This is a genomic window from Methylobacterium crusticola (assembly GCF_003574465.1).
Classification (GTDB): domain Bacteria; phylum Pseudomonadota; class Alphaproteobacteria; order Rhizobiales; family Beijerinckiaceae; genus Methylobacterium; species Methylobacterium crusticola.
This window is the reverse complement of record NZ_QOWC01000200.1, coordinates 1-15,380: the sequence shown is the minus strand read 5'-3', so window position 1 is coordinate 15,380 and position 15,380 is coordinate 1. Positions and strand designations below refer to the sequence as shown.

Sequence of the window (15,380 nt, the reverse complement as noted above, 5' to 3'; positions counted from 1 at the left end):
CCGCCTCGGCGGCCTGGGCGACCCGGCGCCCGCGCTCCAGCTCGGCGAACTGGCGGCCGCCGGCCTGGACCGCCCGGCGCAGCGCCGCCGCCTCCCGGGCGAAGTCCTCCCGGCCGGCCCGCAGCGCGCCGGCCTCCGCCTCGAGCTCGGCGATGGCCTCGGCGGCCTCCGCGGCCAGGTCCTCGCGACCCCCCGCGAGGGCGGCGACCGCCCGCTCCTCGAGATCCGCGAGGCGCGCGTCGAGGGCCGTCTGGCGCTGGGCGTCGGCGCCCTCCTGGGCGAGCGCCCGGGCGAGCGCCCGGCGGCTCTCGTCGAGGGCCGCGGCGGCGTCCCGGATCTGCTGCTCGAGGATCAGGAGGGCGTTCTGGTCGAACAGGTCCTCGGCGGCCCGGGCGGCGGCGCCCCGCGCCAGGGTGGAGAAGATCTTGAGCATGGAGGGCTCCTGGTTCGTGAACGTTGTTCACGGCGACACCCTCCCACATCTCTGAACGTTGTTCAAGAGGTTTTTTGAACGATGTTCATAGCGTGGTCCGCGTCGGCGGGCCCGGGCGGAGCGGGGCCGAGCATGAGCACTGAGGAACGGCGCGAGCAGCTGCGGGCCGCCCTGACCGACGCGGCCGAGCGCACCATCGCCCGGGAGGGCCTCGCCGCCCTGAAGGCGCGCGACCTCGCGCGCGAGGTCGGCTGCGCGCTCGGCGCGATCTACACGGCGTTCCCCGACCTCGACGCCCTGATCCTGACGGTGAACCTGCGCACGCTGCTCCTGTTCGACCGCACCATCGCGGCCGTCCGCACGGCGCCGGGCCCGGGCGAGGGCGCGCCCTCCCGGGCCGACCGGGAGGCCGCCGTGGAGGACCTCGTGCGGCTCGCCGTCGCCTACCTGCGCTTCGCCGGCGAGCACCCCGCGCGCTGGCGCGCGCTGTTCCAGCACCGGATGACGACGGCCCCGCCGGACTGGTACCTGCGCGAGCAGGTGCGCCTGTTCCGCTACATCGAGGCGCCGCTGCGGGTGCTGCGCCCGGACCTGCCGGAGGCCGAGCGCTCGCTCGTCGCCCGCACGCTGTTCTCGGCCACCCACGGCATCGTCAGCCTCGGCCTCGACGAGAAGCTGATGGCGCTGAGCGAGCCGGTGCTGCGCCGGCAGATCGAGACGGTGGTGGGCGCCCTCGGCCGGGGGCTCGCCCCGTGAGGCATGCCGCCCGGGCGGCGCGTCAGCGCCTCACCACGGCACCGTCTCGCCCGTGTAGTCGAGGTAGGCGCAGCCCCGGCGGCCGAGCTGGCGCTCGACCACGCTCGCCATGCCCTCGGTGCTGGTGGCGACGTCGATGTCGGCCTCGGGCCCGCCCATCTCGGTGCGCACCCAGCCCGGATGCATCAGCAGCACGCCGAAGGGCGCCTCGCGGTGGCGGGCCTCGAAGCTGCGCGCCAGCGTGTTGAGGGCCGCCTTGCTCGCCCGGTAGCTCTCCCAGGTGCCGCCCTCGTTGAGCGCGACGCTGCCGAGGACCGAGCTCATCAGCACGACGAGGCCGCCCGCCGCGACCTGCGGGGCGAACGCCTCGGCGAAGCGGACCGGGCTGAGGGCGTTGGTCTCGTAGACCTTGAGGGCGGTGGCGCGGTCGCCGAGCGGCACCGGCACCTGCGCGTCGTGCGCGACCCCGGCGACCACGAAGACCACGTCGAAGCGCTCGCCCGCGAGCCGTCGGCGCAGGTCCGCCACCGCCGCGTCGTCGTCGATGTCGACCCGCATCACCCGCGGCGCGGGGTCGAGGGCCTCGAGCGCGGGAGCCGGCCCCCGCGCCGTCGCGAGGACATCCCAGCCGCGGGCCAGGAACACCCGCGCGAGCCCGAGGCCGAGGCCCCGCGAGGCGCCGACGAGGAGGGCGGTCCGGTTCTGCTTCGCCATGGCGGCGTCTCCTCGTCGACGGCGGCCGGGCGCGCCCCGCGCCGGAACGGGCCCGCACTGATGCGGACCGGACCTGGCGCCGATCCTCATCGCGACAGGAAGATATAGGCAGCCTCCCTGTAGGTATCAAACAAGCGGTAGACGGATTTCTGCTCGTACGCGTAGGTCGAGGAGAAACTGCCGTTGCGCCTGATTTCCGACGCTCTCGAGAAAGTTTCGCCGAACACGTCGTAGTTGTATGTGTTTCTCTGATCCTTTCTGACTAAAGTGAGAGCATTGTTGTCGCCCCAATCCCTCAGCATCTGGGTGTAGAGATCCTTGACCACACCGACCTTCGCTTCGTCTTCCTGCTCGGTGTAGATGGTCAATCCGACGACGGAATGATCCCGGTCGGCATGGGCAACGACATGGACGCCCGACTGGCGCTGAAGCAGGAACTCGAAATTGATGAAGCGCTGGGAGGTGATCGGTGTGCTGTAATAATACTCTCTCGCCTCGGCGCTCTGCCCCAGCTTCTCGCCGATCTTGATGCCGGTCCGGCGATAGACGGATTTCCTGATGCTGGCATCGTAGTCGAACTGTCCGATCGGAAGTGGATCGAGGGGTCTGCCGCCGGCCGCGATGCCGCGGGGCGACCCGGGCCCGGCCTCGGGCAGGGCGTCATGCCCCTGAGCCTGCCGGCGGCCGGATCCGGACTCGCTCGTCACCGCCGCCGTCGGCCCGGTCTTCCTGTCGTCGCGCCTGCGGGCCGGCCCGATCGGCGCCGGACTGGCCGGCGCGTACTCCTTTCCGAGCCAGTACCTGTAGAGCTGATCGAGGTACTTCTGCATGCATTTGAGCTGGGAATCGTTGAGTTTCAAATCATTGTCGGACATCGATCTGGAGAATGCCGCCGTGAGCCCGGCCATCTCCTCCTTGTAGTATCTGATGTCGCCCCTGCCCTCGGCACCCGGTATTTTCTTGAGGGTCAAGCTCATGTCGACGCCCGTCTCGAGGCTCAGACTATCCTTGTTTGAAGTCGTTCCGCACGAGTATTTCGTCGCGTCGAACAGGATTTTGAATTTCTCGAAGGACTCTTTTTTCGCCACATCGTCGTTATTCGCGTGGACCGCTCGCACACCGAGAAGAAGACAGAAGACCGATGTCGCCGCGACCGAGACTGCCTTGAGCATGGCGCACCTTCGAAGAACTCGCGCCGGCGGGACAGGTTAGGGTTCGGGCCGCGCCCGCCGGAGCCACGCAGACTACCATTCCCTTGCGGAATATTACAGCGTAAACTGCGCTGATCCGGGCCGGCAGGGTGAGGTGCGCTCTGTTCTCGTGGTCGTCGACAGGGATGGGGACGCATGCCGAACGACGGCCGGCGACATCCGGGCGCGAGCCGCCCTGGATGACGTCGGGAACGGCGCGACCGCTGCGCTCCGGGCGCGCTCGGGACGCCCGCGCCGGCTCGCCTCACCCGGGCTCGCCGTGATCCCCGTCGAGATCGTCCTCCGCCTCCGCGTCCTGCGCGTCGAGGCCGGCCGCGGCCGCGAGGTTGCGGGCGGCCCGGCGCAGCAGCTTGCGCAGGCGGCGGCGGTCCTTGCCGTCGAGGCCGGCGAGCATCTCGGCCTCGACCTCCTCCCCGATCCCCTCGATGGCGGCCGCCTTGGCGAGGCCGGCGGCCGTCAGGCTCACCCGCACGATGCGGCCGTCGCCGGCCTCCGTGCGGCGCTCGACCAGGCCGAGGGCCGCGAGCCGCGTGATGGTCTTCGAGGCGGTGGGCGGGCGCACCCGCAGCGTCGCGGCGAGGTCGCCCATCGTCATGGTGCCGGCGGCGGCGAGCGCCTGCACCACCTGCTCCTGGCCGGCGAACAGGTCGAGCCCGGCCAGGCGGTCGCCGACGCGGCCGCGGTGCAGCCGGGCCGCCTGCACCAGGGCCCACGCGACGCTCTTGGCGCCGGGCGGCCGGAGGCGCTTGGCCGCCTTGCGCGGCGCCTGCGCGGCCTGTGCCTGCTCGCCCGCTGCCATGACGGGTGCCCTCTGTGCCGGTGTGCGAAAAACCCTGCCCCGCGCACCGCGCCGGTGCAAGGCCGGCGCGGCGCCCCCCACAGGGCAGCGCCCGCCTGCGCGGGCCCCTCCCCGGCACATGCCAGCCCGGCCGTGACGGCGCGATGACGCCGGCGCGGTTCCGGCCGGTCCCGCCGCGGCCTATGCTGGGTCCGGATGCAGAGGGAGAGCGACGCCATGCCGGCCCGCCACTGGCGCGACCTGACCACGGAGGAATGCCGGAACCTCGGCCGCGCCGTCGCGGTGCTGCCGGTGGCCGCCGTGGAGCAGCACGGGCCGCACCTGCCCCTCGGCACCGACGCGATCATCGCGGAGGGCTACCTCGCCCAGGTGGCCGCCCTGGTGCCGGACGACCTCGACGTGCTGCTGCTGCCGGTGCAGCAGGTCGGCCTCTCGGCCGAGCACCAGGGCTTTCCCGGCACCCTGACGCTCTCGGCCGAGACGGCCCTGCGCGCCTGGGGCGAGATCGGCGCGGGGGTCGCGCGGGCGGGCTGCAGCAGGCTGGTGATCGTCACCGCGCACGGGGGCAACAGCGCCCTCGACGACCTCGTCGCCCTGGAGATGCGGACCCGGCACGGGATGGTCGCGGTCACCACCGCCTGGAGCCGCTTCGGCTACCCGCCCGGCCTGTTTCCCGAGGACGAGGTGCGCCACGGCATCCACGGCGGCGGGATCGAGACCGCCCTGATGCTGGCCCTGCGGCCCGACCTCGTGCGGGCCGGGGCGGTGCGGGATTTCGTGCCCGCGACCCGCGCCATGGAGCGCACCTACACGCACCTGCGCGCCGGCCGCCCGGCCGCCCTGGCGTGGATGGCAGAGGACCTGAACCCGGCCGGCGCGGTCGGGGACGCGACCCTGGGCAGCGCCGAGGCCGGCCGCGCCGCCCTCGCGCACGGCGCCCGGGCCTTCGCGGCGCTCCTGCGCGACGTCGCGCGCCATCCCCTGCCGGACGCGCCCTCCCGCCCGGCGGAGTGACACACTATATCACGCGCCTGCCCGCCGCGCGGCCGCAGCCCACTTCCGCCGTCCTGCCCAGAGCCCCCGCATGTCCGAAAAGATCCCCGTCACCGTGCTCACCGGCTACCTCGGCGCCGGCAAGACGACGCTCCTCAACCGCATCCTCACCGAGCCGCACGGCAAGCGCTACGCCGTGATCGTCAACGAGTTCGGCGAGATCGGCATCGACAACGACCTCGTGGTCGGGGCCGACGAGGAAGTGTTCGAGATGAACAACGGCTGCATCTGCTGCACCGTCCGGGGCGACCTGATCCGCATCATGGACGGGCTGATGAAGCGGAAGGGCAAGTTCGACGCGATCATCGTCGAGACCACCGGGCTCGCCGACCCGGCTCCGGTGGCTCAGACCTTCTTCGTCGACCAGGACGTCGGCGACGCCGCCCGCCTCGACGCCGTGGTGACGGTGGCGGACGCCAAGTGGCTGTCCGAGCGCCTGCGGGACGCGCCCGAGGCCAAGAACCAGATCGCCTTCGCGGACGTGATCCTGCTCAACAAGGCCGACCTCGTCGACGAGGCCGGCCTCCAGGCGGTGGAGCGCCAGATCCGCGCCATCAACCCGGCCGCGACGATCCACCGGACCGAGCACTGCGCCATCCCGATCGACACGGTGCTCGACCGCCGGGCCTTCGACCTCGACCGCATCCTGGAGATCGAGCCCGAGTTCCTCGAGGAGGGCCACCACCATCACCATTCCGACGAGATCCAGTCGATCTCGGCGCGGCTGCCGGGCGCCGTCGACCCGAACAAGTTCATGCCCTGGATCTCGGACCTCACCCAGGTGCAGGGCCCCGACATCCTGCGCTGCAAGGGCATCGTCTCGTTCCCCGACGAGCCGCGCCGCTTCGTGTTCCAGGGCGTGCACATGATCCTCGACGGCGACCTGCAGGACGCCTGGAAGCCCGGCGACCCGCGGGAGTCGCGCGTGGTGTTCATCGGCCGCAACCTCGACCCGGAGCGGATCCGCAGCGGCTTCGAGGCCTGCCGGGCCTGACCCCGGCGCCGGGATCCGCGCCCGGCGCCCCCGGGCCTCCGGGGCCGGGACGTCTCAGCGCACCGTGACCTGGTCCTTGATGCGCTCGTAGGTCCCCCGGCTCAGGATGCGCTTGGAGAGGAGGTCGCCCGGCGCATTGTAGGGCCGGCCGGCGATGATCGCCCGGCCGATCATGCCGCCCCCGCGCAGGCCGTTCAGCTCTCCGAGGGACGCCGTGTTGAGGTCGACCACGCCGCCGGGCGGGACACGCTCGGCCGGGTCGGCGGACGGCTCGCCCGGGGCCGGCGGCGCGAAGACGGGCGGCTCCGCGGGCAGGGCCGCCTGCGGGGCAGGAGTTGGGGCCGGGCTCGGAAGGGGCGCTGCCGGGGCCGATGGTGGTCGGGGCGGCGGGGCGTCCGGCGGTCGCCCGCCGGGATAGACGGAGCGCACCGGGGCGGCGTCGTCGGCCGGCGCGGGTGCGGGCGCCTCGGGCTTGGCGCGCTTCGGGGGCTCGGACAGGTGCGGTCCGCTCGGGCGCGGCATGAGGACCTGCCACAGGGCCGCGAGCCCTGCCGCCAGGACCACGATGACGAGGGCGCGCGTGAGGGCCGAACCGGTCAGCATCGTGGTCGAGATCCGTCCGAGCAAGCTTCGCTCGCGAACCAGTAGCGCGCGACCGCTCCGCGGGCCAGCCCTCGCGGACCCACGACTTTCGTTCTGCCTCAGGGACTTGAACCCGGAACCCGACGCCGGGCCGGGTCGCGGCCGCGCCGGCGTCGTCCAGCCCCATGGTGAAGGAGGAGTGACACGCCCGGTCGTGCCCGGTGTTTCCACGTGAAACAGCGACGCTTGGGGCGCCGGCGCCTAACCCAAGGAGCGGTCAGTGGCAGTCCGGGAGCGGCAGCGAGATCACGACCCGGCGCTCGCCGGGGCTCTCCCAGATGACGGTCTTGGCCTTCAGCTCGTAGGCGAGCATGCGCTCGAGCATCTCGCGTTGCAGGCCGGTCCCGGTTCCCCCGCGGCCTTGCGCCGGCCCGCGCTCCCACCACGACAGCACCAGCGTGTCGGCCGGCTCGATCGCCCAGGTCACCGACAGCCGCCCGCCGCGGAGCGCCCCGTCCAGGATGGCCCCGAGGACCAGCTCGTGCAGCGCGAGGCCGAGCTTCTCGGCCATCTCGACGGGCAGCCGCACCGGCGGCCCGTCGAGGCTCGCCGGCTCCGGAACCGTGTTGGCGGAGAGCTCCTCCCGGATCAGCACCTCGAGGGCGACGCCCGCGTCCGGGCCGCGGGTCACCGCCGCCTGGATCCGGGCCAGGGCCGCCAGCCGGTCGTCGACGTGGGCGATCACGTCGTCGGCGGTCGTCGCGGTCGCGGCGATGCGCCGGACGAGGCCGCGGACGAGCGCGAGGTTGTTCCGGCTCCGCCGCTGCAACTCGTACAGGAGGCGGGCCTGGGCGTCGCGCAGCCGGTAGAGGGCGTCGACGTCGGTCGAGGTGCCGAACCAGCCCGCCGGCCGCCCGGCCGCGTCGCGCAGGGGCATGGCGCGGGTCTCGAACCAGAGGTAGCTCCCGTCCCGGCCGTCGCCGCAGGGCACCCGTTGCAGGCGGTGCTCGACCGTCAGGTGCCCGGCGCCCACCGCGGTCTGCCACGCCGTCAGGGTGCGGGCGCGGTCGTCCGGATGGACGACGTCGAGCCAGCCGAGGCCGCGGCTCGCGGGTCCGCGCTGGCCCGTGAAGGCGGCCCATTGCGGGCTGGCCCAGATCCAGTTCCCGCCGCCGTCGGCCTGCCAGACGAGGTGGGGGATGTTCTCGACCAGCAGGCGGAAATTCGCCGCTCCGGCCACGTCGCCGTCGACCAGGCCGGCCGCGTCCGGCCGCGGCGGACCGGTCGCCCGCGTCCTACGGCTCATTGGCGTCCAGGTGACGGCCCTCGCGGTCCAGGTGCAGGTAGTTCGCGTTGAACTGCACGGCCCGCTGGAGCCCCTCGAGCTTGTGGATGGTCAGCTCCCGTCCCCGCAGGGAGATCAGCCCGGCGCTGCGCAGCTCCTGCAGGGTGCGGTTCACGTGCACCACCGAGAGGCCGATCGTGTCGGCGATCTCGGCCTGGGTCAGGGGCAGCTCGCAGGTCGGGCCGTTGGTCAGGCCGAGGGAGCGCAGGCGCACGAACAGCTCGCACAGGAGGTGGCCGAGCCGCTCGAAGGCCGTGCGCTGGCCGATATTGACCGTCCATTCCCGCTGGATCGCCGCGGCCACGAGGGATTCCCAGCACAGGGCCTGCGCCAGCCGCGCGTGCCCGGCCGTGAGGGTCCGCATGCTCTCGCCGGAGATCTCCGCCACCGTGACAGCCGTGATGGTGCCGATCGAGTGGTCCATCTCGCGCAGGACCGAGACGTGGAGGTCGCAGAGGTCCCCGGGCAGCAGGTAGGCGATGATCTGGCGCCGGCCGTCCTCCAGGGTCTTGTAGCGGCAGGCCCAGCCGTCGAGCACCAGGTTGATGCTCTGGGGCACGTCGCCCTCGTGGATGATGTCGTCGCGGGAGCGGATGCGCTTGGTGCGTTGGCGGGCAGCAAGTTCGAGCGCCTGCTTGTCCTCCAGGGACAAGCTCGTGAAGTGCTCGAGCTTGCGGATCAGGAACTCGGCCAATGTGCCACGCGACCCCACGCTACCCGTAACAATGTGAACATTTTGGGGACACATAGATCTAACATAAGTTAAGATCAGGAATTTTGTCGGTTTTGATCGGGTACGACTCTCGACCGCTGGGTCATCCCGGCGTCGTCGGCCAGTGGATCCCCCAACGTGCCGCGCCCGATTGTCGGAGACGGCCGGGGCCGGGATCGAGCGCCCGGGAAACCGCCCGGGCGCCGGGCAGTGTCGCACGCCTTCGCGCCCGCGGCCACTTCCCCGCGGCGGCCGGCGGAGCGCCCCGGCGCCCATCGCGCGCGTAGAAACACCCTTTACGAATCCGGGTGAGAATGTCGTCGCGGCGCAGTGCGGGCGGGCTTCGGCAGGTGTTGCTGCGTCACAACAACGGGTCCCGAAGTGCAAGCTCGACCACAGGCAAGGGATTGTGATCCGTGTGCGGATCGGCAGGGTTGAAATCGGAAAGACGACTTGCGACCCCGAGGCAGCAATGACGTCACGATCGATGACGACCAACCCGTTCCCGGCGACCCCGGCCCTTCCGGGCGCGCCGCAGGCCGGATCCCGGAATGCGGCGCCGAGCCCAGGGCGTCTCGCCGCCGCGCTCTCGCCGGGGCTGCACGCCGTCTTCGACGGCTGCCTCTCCGAGACGCTGCCGTCGACCCTTGCCGCCAGCCTCTCCGCCCTCGTCGGGCGCCTCGACCACGAGGCCGCCACCTTCCGCGATCCCTTTCAGCGTCCGTAGAGTGCCATGATCGAACCTCTCGCCGAACCAGACCGCGTGATCCCCTTCCCGCAGGCCGTGCCCGTGGCACCCGCCGACGAGAACACCGCCTCGATGATCGACGTGCTGCAGGAACAGCTTCGCCTCGCCCGCGAGGGCAAGCTGCGCTCCGTCGCGGTCGTGTCGGTCTCCTCCGACGGGGGATCGATCGGCACGCAATGGTCCTGCACCCACGGCGACATTACGAGCCTGATCGGCAAGCTGACGGTGCTGACCCACGACATGATGTCGGCCCGCAAGTAGGCAGGCGGCCCGCGCATAGCCGGCCCCCCGCCCAAGAGGCGGTCCGGCAGGGCGCCGCCGCGCGAGCCGCGCCGTCACGAGCCCGCGGCGGCGCCCCCCGCGGGCCCCGGGTCCCCGGCCGGGGACCCGGTCGGATCGCCCGCCCGGAGCGGCGTCCTCCGCGCGACGGGTCCGGCGGTCCGGGCCTGAATGCTCCCGGGCCGCAGGGCGGCAGAGGGTCTCCCGGCCCCGCCCCTCAGCCGCGGCCGAGGCGGCGGGCATTCGCCCGAACCTTCCGCCGGTAATCCGTCACCACCCGGGCGGCCGTGCCGCCGGTGGCGATCGTCACGGCGGCCTCGGCGGCCGCAACCATCTTCTCGGTCACCATGCGCTGCGCCTCGACCTGGGCCGCCGGCCCGCCGAGCGACAGCTTCGCCAGCCGCAGCGCGATGACGGTCTGCGCCTCCATGCCGAGGCGGGCGGCGTCGAGACTCAGTTGCAGCCAGGGTCCGAACATGGGGAGGTGATCTCCGTGGGCCCGGGTGCGCCGCGCCGGGACGGCGCGGCGCACCCGGGGCGCGGTCGCGGGGTCAGGGAATCGCCCCCTGCGGCAGCGTCAGGCCGGAGGGCGTGCGGGTCGCGTCGGCCGGCGGGTCCGGGCTCGGCCGGGGCTTCGCCTTGGCGGTCCTCGGCTTCTGGGCGGGCTTGGCCTCGGCCACCTTCGGGGCGTCGCCGCAGGCCTGGAACGCGAGCTCGGCCAGGACCTTGGCGCCCTCGTCGTCCACGATGCGCAGGACGGGCGGCAGGCCGTCCGCGGCGTCGGTCCAGCGGATCGCGGTGCCGTTGAGCGCCTCGAGGGCGGCGGGCGGGCCGCCCCGCTGCAGGCGGGAGAGGTCGGGGCCGTAGGCGGTGGCGGCCTTGCCGCGGATCACCACCTGGAGCACCTGCAGGCTCTCCGGGGAGAGCGGCCGGAGCGGGTTGGTCCAGGTCATGGCGCCCCGGCGGGTGACCCAGAGGCGGAACCCCTTCGCGCCGCCGCTGTACTCCGCGGCCTGCGTCCCGCAGGCGACGGGCGGGGTGTCGGGCGCGCTCCGGGCCGGCGCCGGGCCGACCGGCGCGCTCCGGGCCGGCGCCGCGCCCGCGGCCACGGCGAGGGAGAGCGCGAGCGCGCGCGCCAGGGCCGTCACCGGACCTCTCCGTCCGTCCGCCGGGACCGGGGCCCGCCCGGCTCGTGGTCGATCGTGAGGGTGCCCGGCCCGTGCGGCGGCTCCGCCTCCGGCGGCGCGAGCCTCTCCGGGCCGGCGGGAGTCCGGGCTTCCAGCACCGGCGCGGTGCGGTCGAGGACGCCGGCGATGTCCGGCTCGCACTCCCGAAACAAGGCGTCTCCCCTGTCCTCCAGTTCCTGCTCGTGGGGCAGCCGCAAGGGCGGGCGGCGGGACCGGGCGAGCGTGACCACGACCGCCAGCCCCGAGAGCACGACCGCCACAGCGGCGGCCAGGATCAAGACCGTCTCCATCGCGGCTCACGGCCGGGCCGAGCGGGCGCGAAGGTGCCGCGGCGCCGTCGCGGCGTTCCGGCGCGGACCCGCTTCTTCCTGCTCGACCATCGTGGAACTCCGCGAACCGCGCCGGGCGGCGAGGGGGAATGCTGAGTGCATGTCCCGCCGGCAGGCGCAAGGTGCGGTGCATTGTCCGGCGCCGACGCGCATGTCGGCCGGCCGGGCGCGGCCTCAATCCGTGAGGTAGCCCGCGTCCCGCAGGCCCGCCTCGATCGCCCGGAAGAGCGCGGCGACGTCCTCTGGGTCCGAGGCGGCCTCCGGCTGCGGGGCGGGGCCCGCCTCGCCCGCCGCGGGGGCCGGCGCGCCGCCCCGCATCCGACCGACGAACAGGCTGCTGCCGAAGATGCTCGTGGCAGCATCCAGTGCGGCTCCGATCGACACCATGACGAGTCTCCGCGGTGAGCTGGTGCGGGAGGTATGGGGCCTTAACGCGCCCGTAACCACCGCCATGGCAGCCCCGCCGCGCGATCGCGGCCCCGGTGTGACGGCGCTGCCTCACCGGGCGCGACGGTTTGCCGCTCGCCCCCGGCCCGGCCGGACCCGGGCGCGCCGGTGGACTTTCCGATGTCGCTGGGGCGCCGTGCGGGCGCGGGCGGCGGAACGGTCCTTGCCTCTCCGCCCCGGCCCTCTCCCCCGACAGACCTCCGACATCCAGGACGAATCACCCCGATGGACAGGCTCGACGGTCACGACGACGCTCCGCCCGCATCCCCGGAGCGCCTGGAGCAGGACCTGCTCGGCCTGATCGAGCAGGCGCGCCAGCAGGCGAGCGAGGACCCGTTCCGCAACCCGGTCCTGACGGTCGCCCTGGCGATCAGCCGCCGCTTCGACCGCGGCGAGGTCGGGGAGGCCGACCTCCACGACCTCTTCCGCCGCCTGCGCGGGGAGGCCCTGGCGACCCGGGCGGCGCGGCTGCGGGCCTATGTGGGCCTCGGCGAGGGGGAATCCGGCGGGAGCCTCGAGGCGGTGGTCGCGGCGGCGGTGGGCGGGCCGGAGGGGGATTTCGACGCCGTCCGGACCCGGCTCGAGCGCACGCGCTTCGCGGCGGTGTTCACCGCCCACCCGACCTTCGGGATGCCCAAGGCCGTGGCGCGCCTCCTCGCCGAGGCCGCCTCCGAGCCCGACCCGGAGGCGCGCCGGCCGCTCCTCGCCGAGGCGGCGGGGCTCTCGGCCCGGGCCGATCCGGTGATCACCCTCAACGACGAGTTCAACCAGGCCCGGCACGCCGTGCAGCACGGCCGCGCGGCGCTCGACGCCTTCAACGCCGGGCTCCTGCGGGCGGCCCGGGAGCGCTGGCCGGAGCGCTGGAGCGAGCTCGTGCCGCGGCCCGTGGTGCTCGCCTCCTGGGTCGGCTGCGACACGGACGGGCGCACCGACATCGGCTGGTGGGACACCCTGCGCTACCGGCTCGAGTCGAAGTGCACCCAGCTCGACCGGGTGCTGGACCAGCTGCCCGACGACCCGGCCTGCGGCGCGGCGCGGCGCCTCGCCGGAGAGGCCCGGGCGGCGGTGGGCCGCCAGCTCGCCGTCGCCCCGAAGCTCGGCGACCAGCCGAGCCTCGACGTCGTGCACCGCTTCGCCCTGGCGCTGATCATCGAGCGCGAGCGCGCCCAGACCGACGCGGGCCCCCTGCTGCGGCTCCTCGACGAGGCGGTGGCGGCGGCGGCCGACGACGAGGCGCGCCTGGCGCTCTGCGTGCTGCGGGCGGGCTGCGCCGCCCACGGCCTCCAGAACGGGCTGCCGCATTTCCGGCTCAACGCCACCCAGGTCCACAACGCGGTGCGCCGGGCGCTGGATCAGGACGGCGACCCCACCGACCCGGCGCAGCGGCGCTCGCACCTCGCCTCGATCAACGGGCTCCTCGACACCGTCGCGGCGGTGCCGGTGGATTTCGGCGCGCTCGCCGCCGAGCGCGCCTCGGCGGCCCGGCTGATGATGACCATCGCGCAGATCCTGAAGCACGTGGACGGCACCCATCCGGTCCGGTTCCTGATCGCCGAGACCGAGACCGGCTACACGCTCCTCGCGGCGCTCTGGCTCGCCCAGCATTTCGGCATCGGCGACCGGGTCGAGATCACGCCGCTGTTCGAGACCGCCTCGGCGCTCGAGCAGGGCGTGCACGTGATCGAGGACGCCCTGCGCTCGCCCCACTGGCGGGCCTACCTGAAGCGCATCGGGCGCCTGGTCGTGCAGTTCGGCTACTCGGATTCCGGGCGCTACGTCGGCCAGCTCGCCGCCACCTTCTGGATCGAGCGCCTGCGCTTCCGCATCACCGAGCTCATGGCCGCCAACGACCTGACGGACATCGAGCTCGTGATCTTCGACACCCACGGCGAGTCGATCGGCCGGGGCGCCCACCCGACGAGCCTCGCCGACCGCCTCGCCTACCTGGCGCCCGACCATGCGCGGCGCCAGAACCGGGAGGCCGGCATCCGGGTCTGCCTCGAATCGAGCTTCCAGGGCAGCGACGGCTACCTGATGTTCGGCACGAAAGCCCTCGCCGAGGCCACGGTCGCGCGCATTGCCGAGCACGTCTACAGCCGGCTCCAGCCGGCGCCGGACCCGATCTACGCCGAGTCCGACTTCGCCACCGAGTTCTTCACCGGCGTGCGCCAGGACATGGAGAGCCTGGTGAACGATCCGGGCTACGCGGCGCTGCTCGGCACCTTCGGCCCCAACCTCATCGACCGGACGGGCTCGCGCCCGGTGGCGCGTCAGTCGGATGCGGGCGGGCCCGCCGCCATCACGCATCCGCGCCAGATGCGGGCGATCCCCAACAACGCGATCCTCCAGCAGCTCGGCTTCCTGGCCAACAGCCTGCACGGCACCGGGCGCGCCGCCTGGCGCGCCCCCGACCTGTTCGGCGAGATGCGGGAGCGCTCGGAGCGCTTCGCCCGCGCCTTCCGGCTGGTGCAGGAGGCGACCGCCGTCGGCGACCTCGACGTCCTGCGCGCCTACATCGACACGCTCGACCCCTCGGTCTGGCTGGAGCGGGCGCGGCGGGCGACCCGGGACGGCCGGCGCGAGGAGATCATCGCCATCGCGGCGGCCCTCGACCGGCTCGGCCTCGCGCCGCACCTGCGCCGCCTGTTCGGGCGCCTCACCCACGATCACCTGATGCTGCACGCGGTGGCGCGGGACCTCGGCAGCATGTCGCCGCGGCTCGCGCTGCTGCACGCGCTGCGGCTCGCGCTGATCCACCGGATCTGGTTCCTGGCCGTCCACATCCCGGGCTTCCGGCCCCAGAGCGGCATCACCCGCGAGCTGCTGCTCGAGCGCGTCCTGCGCCTCGACGTCGAGGGCTGCCTCAAGCTCCTCGACGAGATCTTCCCGATCACGCCGGACCCGACGCTCGGCCTCAATTTCGGCGAGCCGGCCGGCCCGCGCGACGTCGGGACCTACGAGGCGGAGCACCGCACGGTCTTCGCGCCGATCGGCCGGCTGTTCGGGCTCGTGCGCGAGATCAGCGGCATGATCCAGCACGAGGTCGGGGCGTTCGGCTAGGGCGCCGCCCCGCCGGCGCGAGCCGGCCGGGGGCGACCAGGGCCTACCGCGTGGCCCAGATGCCGAGCTTCTCGGTGCGGGCGTGGCGCTCGGCCTCGATCAGGTCCGGCGTCGCCTCGGGGGTCGCCCGCCCGCCGCCGTTGTAGAGCACGACCTCCGACAGGTCGTGGCCGTCGACCGCGCAGAGATAGGCGGTCCGCGTGGCAGCGGGCTGGCAGTTGACCGGACGGCCGCCGAGGTAGGTCGACAGGTCGCCCGCCTGCGCGCCCTTCGCGCTCTCGACGCCGAACAGGCGCAGGGTCCGGCTGCCGAGCCGGAGCGTCGCGGTGTCGACCACCTCGGCCACGCCCGCGAGCGTCGCCGGCGCATCCGGCGTCAGGGTCCCGGTCTCGACGGGCTCGCGCTTGGCCGCGGCGGCGTCGCTCGGCCTGACCTCGCCGGGCTTCGCCTCCCCGGGCCGGGCGTCGGCCGTCTTGCGCCGGCCCGGGGAGGCCGTCACCGCGGACGGCCCCGCCTCGGGCGCGGGCTCGTCGCCCCGGAGCGCGAGGTAGCCGGCACCGACCAGCACCAGCGCGCCGAGGGCCGCGTAGAGGGGCTTGCGCCCGCTCGCGCGCCCCGGAAGGCGCCGGGGCCTCGCGACCCCGGGCCGCAGCCCCTCGGAAGCCCGTGCCTCCGAAGGCGGCGGTTCCCCCGCGGGCCGGGGGCCGTCCGCAGGCCGGGGGGCCGGCGCC

The 15,380-nt window shown here is 73.7% G+C and carries 18 protein-coding genes; 6 read left to right on the top strand and 12 right to left on the bottom strand.

Annotated elements, in window-relative coordinates; genetic code table 11:
- Nucleotides 1-433, bottom strand: a 433-nt coding sequence (locus DT057_RS29865) for a PspA/IM30 family protein (RefSeq protein WP_203236416.1), incomplete at its 3' end; no start/stop codon positions are given.
- 132 nt (nucleotides 434-565) lie between these two features.
- On the opposite strand from DT057_RS29865, the gene DT057_RS29860 reads away from it, so the two are divergent.
- Nucleotides 566-1,189 carry a TetR/AcrR family transcriptional regulator gene (locus DT057_RS29860; RefSeq protein ID WP_128565695.1) on the top strand — a complete coding sequence of 208 codons (624 nt, stop codon included), beginning with the start codon at nucleotides 566-568 and terminating at the stop codon, nucleotides 1,187-1,189.
- A 30-nt stretch (nucleotides 1,190-1,219) separates the two neighbouring features.
- Here the strand turns inward: DT057_RS29860 and DT057_RS29855 are convergent, their stop codons facing one another.
- From DT057_RS29855 to DT057_RS29845, 3 genes are all read right to left on the bottom strand, one after another.
- Nucleotides 1,220-1,903 carry an SDR family NAD(P)-dependent oxidoreductase gene (locus DT057_RS29855; protein WP_128565694.1) on the bottom strand — a complete coding sequence of 228 codons (684 nt, stop codon included), beginning with the start codon at nucleotides 1,901-1,903 and terminating at the stop codon, nucleotides 1,220-1,222.
- Between the two features lie 86 nt (nucleotides 1,904-1,989).
- The gene (locus DT057_RS29850; protein WP_128565693.1) at nucleotides 1,990-3,075 is read right to left on the bottom strand and encodes a hypothetical protein; all 1,086 of its coding nucleotides are present in this window, start codon (nucleotides 3,073-3,075) and stop codon (nucleotides 1,990-1,992) included.
- 283 nt (nucleotides 3,076-3,358) lie between these two features.
- Complete coding sequence (locus tag DT057_RS29845) at nucleotides 3,359-3,913, bottom strand: MarR family winged helix-turn-helix transcriptional regulator (RefSeq protein ID WP_128565692.1); 555 nt, start codon at nucleotides 3,911-3,913, stop codon at nucleotides 3,359-3,361.
- 216 nt (nucleotides 3,914-4,129) lie between these two features.
- Here DT057_RS29845 and DT057_RS29840 point away from each other — a divergent pair, with 216 nt between their 5' ends.
- Nucleotides 4,130-4,927 (top strand): creatininase family protein, encoded by a 798-nt coding sequence (locus tag DT057_RS29840; RefSeq protein ID WP_128565691.1) that lies wholly within the window; start codon nucleotides 4,130-4,132, stop codon nucleotides 4,925-4,927.
- A 70-nt stretch (nucleotides 4,928-4,997) separates the two neighbouring features.
- Nucleotides 4,998-5,960: a CobW family GTP-binding protein gene (locus DT057_RS29835; protein WP_128565690.1), complete on the top strand. Its 963-nt coding sequence runs from the start codon at nucleotides 4,998-5,000 to the stop codon at nucleotides 5,958-5,960.
- Nucleotides 5,961-6,014: 54 nt separating this feature from the next.
- Here DT057_RS29835 and DT057_RS29830 read toward each other — a convergent pair whose 3' ends face one another.
- The 3 genes from DT057_RS29830 to DT057_RS29820 all read right to left on the bottom strand — a co-directional run bounded on the left by DT057_RS29830 (nucleotide 6,015) and on the right by DT057_RS29820 (nucleotide 8,581).
- Nucleotides 6,015-6,563: a ComEA family DNA-binding protein gene (locus DT057_RS29830; protein ID WP_128565689.1), complete on the bottom strand. Its 549-nt coding sequence runs from the start codon at nucleotides 6,561-6,563 to the stop codon at nucleotides 6,015-6,017.
- 256 nt (nucleotides 6,564-6,819) lie between these two features.
- Complete coding sequence (locus DT057_RS29825) at nucleotides 6,820-7,848, bottom strand: PAS domain-containing protein (protein WP_128565688.1); 1,029 nt, start codon at nucleotides 7,846-7,848, stop codon at nucleotides 6,820-6,822.
- The gene (locus DT057_RS29820) at nucleotides 7,838-8,581 is read right to left on the bottom strand and encodes a Crp/Fnr family transcriptional regulator (protein WP_128565687.1); all 744 of its coding nucleotides are present in this window, start codon (nucleotides 8,579-8,581) and stop codon (nucleotides 7,838-7,840) included. Before DT057_RS29820 ends, DT057_RS29825 begins: the two co-directional genes overlap by 11 nt.
- A gap of 490 nt (nucleotides 8,582-9,071) precedes the next feature.
- On the opposite strand from DT057_RS29820, the gene DT057_RS29815 reads away from it, so the two are divergent.
- Together DT057_RS29815 and DT057_RS29810 are read left to right on the top strand one after the other, a co-directional pair.
- Complete coding sequence (locus tag DT057_RS29815) at nucleotides 9,072-9,326, top strand: hypothetical protein (RefSeq protein WP_128565686.1); 255 nt, start codon at nucleotides 9,072-9,074, stop codon at nucleotides 9,324-9,326.
- Nucleotides 9,327-9,332: 6 nt separating this feature from the next.
- Nucleotides 9,333-9,608 carry a hypothetical protein gene (locus tag DT057_RS29810; protein WP_128565685.1) on the top strand — a complete coding sequence of 92 codons (276 nt, stop codon included), beginning with the start codon at nucleotides 9,333-9,335 and terminating at the stop codon, nucleotides 9,606-9,608.
- A gap of 235 nt (nucleotides 9,609-9,843) precedes the next feature.
- On the opposite strand, the gene DT057_RS29805 is transcribed toward DT057_RS29810, so the two are convergent.
- From DT057_RS29805 to DT057_RS29790, 4 genes are all read right to left on the bottom strand, one after another.
- Nucleotides 9,844-10,104 carry a hypothetical protein gene (locus tag DT057_RS29805; RefSeq protein WP_128565684.1) on the bottom strand — a complete coding sequence of 87 codons (261 nt, stop codon included), beginning with the start codon at nucleotides 10,102-10,104 and terminating at the stop codon, nucleotides 9,844-9,846.
- A gap of 73 nt (nucleotides 10,105-10,177) precedes the next feature.
- Nucleotides 10,178-10,774 carry a hypothetical protein gene (locus tag DT057_RS29800; RefSeq protein ID WP_238313986.1) on the bottom strand — a complete coding sequence of 199 codons (597 nt, stop codon included), beginning with the start codon at nucleotides 10,772-10,774 and terminating at the stop codon, nucleotides 10,178-10,180.
- The gene (locus tag DT057_RS29795; RefSeq protein ID WP_128565683.1) at nucleotides 10,771-11,103 is read right to left on the bottom strand and encodes a hypothetical protein; all 333 of its coding nucleotides are present in this window, start codon (nucleotides 11,101-11,103) and stop codon (nucleotides 10,771-10,773) included. The genes DT057_RS29800 and DT057_RS29795 overlap by 4 nt, the downstream gene beginning before the upstream one ends.
- A gap of 213 nt (nucleotides 11,104-11,316) precedes the next feature.
- Nucleotides 11,317-11,529: a hypothetical protein gene (locus DT057_RS29790; protein ID WP_128565682.1), complete on the bottom strand. Its 213-nt coding sequence runs from the start codon at nucleotides 11,527-11,529 to the stop codon at nucleotides 11,317-11,319.
- Between the two features lie 285 nt (nucleotides 11,530-11,814).
- Between DT057_RS29790 and DT057_RS29785 the strand changes: the two genes are divergently transcribed.
- The gene (locus DT057_RS29785; protein WP_128565681.1) at nucleotides 11,815-14,649 is read left to right on the top strand and encodes a phosphoenolpyruvate carboxylase; all 2,835 of its coding nucleotides are present in this window, start codon (nucleotides 11,815-11,817) and stop codon (nucleotides 14,647-14,649) included.
- A 43-nt stretch (nucleotides 14,650-14,692) separates the two neighbouring features.
- On the opposite strand, the gene DT057_RS29780 is transcribed toward DT057_RS29785, so the two are convergent.
- A partial coding sequence (locus DT057_RS29780) for a thermonuclease family protein (RefSeq protein ID WP_477458518.1) occupies nucleotides 14,693-15,380 on the bottom strand: 688 nt, incomplete at its 5' end.

Bases quoted from the DNA above. Each gene is read 5' to 3' on its own strand.
- DT057_RS29845 (WP_128565692.1), bottom strand. From the start codon at position 3,913: ATGGCAGCGGGCGAGCAGGCACAGGCCGCGCAGGCGCCGCGCAAGGCG.
- DT057_RS29850 (WP_128565693.1), bottom strand. From the start codon at position 3,075: ATGCTCAAGGCAGTCTCGGTCGCGGCGACATCGGTCTTCTGTCTTCTT.
- DT057_RS29840 (WP_128565691.1), top strand. From the start codon at position 4,130: ATGCCGGCCCGCCACTGGCGCGACCTGACCACGGAGGAATGCCGGAAC.
- DT057_RS29830 (WP_128565689.1), bottom strand. From the start codon at position 6,563: ATGCTGACCGGTTCGGCCCTCACGCGCGCCCTCGTCATCGTGGTCCTG.
- DT057_RS29860 (WP_128565695.1), top strand. From the start codon at position 566: ATGAGCACTGAGGAACGGCGCGAGCAGCTGCGGGCCGCCCTGACCGAC.
- DT057_RS29835 (WP_128565690.1), top strand. From the start codon at position 4,998: ATGTCCGAAAAGATCCCCGTCACCGTGCTCACCGGCTACCTCGGCGCC.
- DT057_RS29815 (WP_128565686.1), top strand. From the start codon at position 9,072: ATGACGTCACGATCGATGACGACCAACCCGTTCCCGGCGACCCCGGCC.
- DT057_RS29790 (WP_128565682.1), bottom strand. From the start codon at position 11,529: ATGGTGTCGATCGGAGCCGCACTGGATGCTGCCACGAGCATCTTCGGC.
- DT057_RS29795 (WP_128565683.1), bottom strand. From the start codon at position 11,103: ATGGAGACGGTCTTGATCCTGGCCGCCGCTGTGGCGGTCGTGCTCTCG.
- DT057_RS29785 (WP_128565681.1), top strand. From the start codon at position 11,815: ATGGACAGGCTCGACGGTCACGACGACGCTCCGCCCGCATCCCCGGAG.
- DT057_RS29825 (WP_128565688.1), bottom strand. From the start codon at position 7,848: ATGAGCCGTAGGACGCGGGCGACCGGTCCGCCGCGGCCGGACGCGGCC.
- DT057_RS29805 (WP_128565684.1), bottom strand. From the start codon at position 10,104: ATGTTCGGACCCTGGCTGCAACTGAGTCTCGACGCCGCCCGCCTCGGC.
- DT057_RS29810 (WP_128565685.1), top strand. From the start codon at position 9,333: ATGATCGAACCTCTCGCCGAACCAGACCGCGTGATCCCCTTCCCGCAG.
- DT057_RS29855 (WP_128565694.1), bottom strand. From the start codon at position 1,903: ATGGCGAAGCAGAACCGGACCGCCCTCCTCGTCGGCGCCTCGCGGGGC.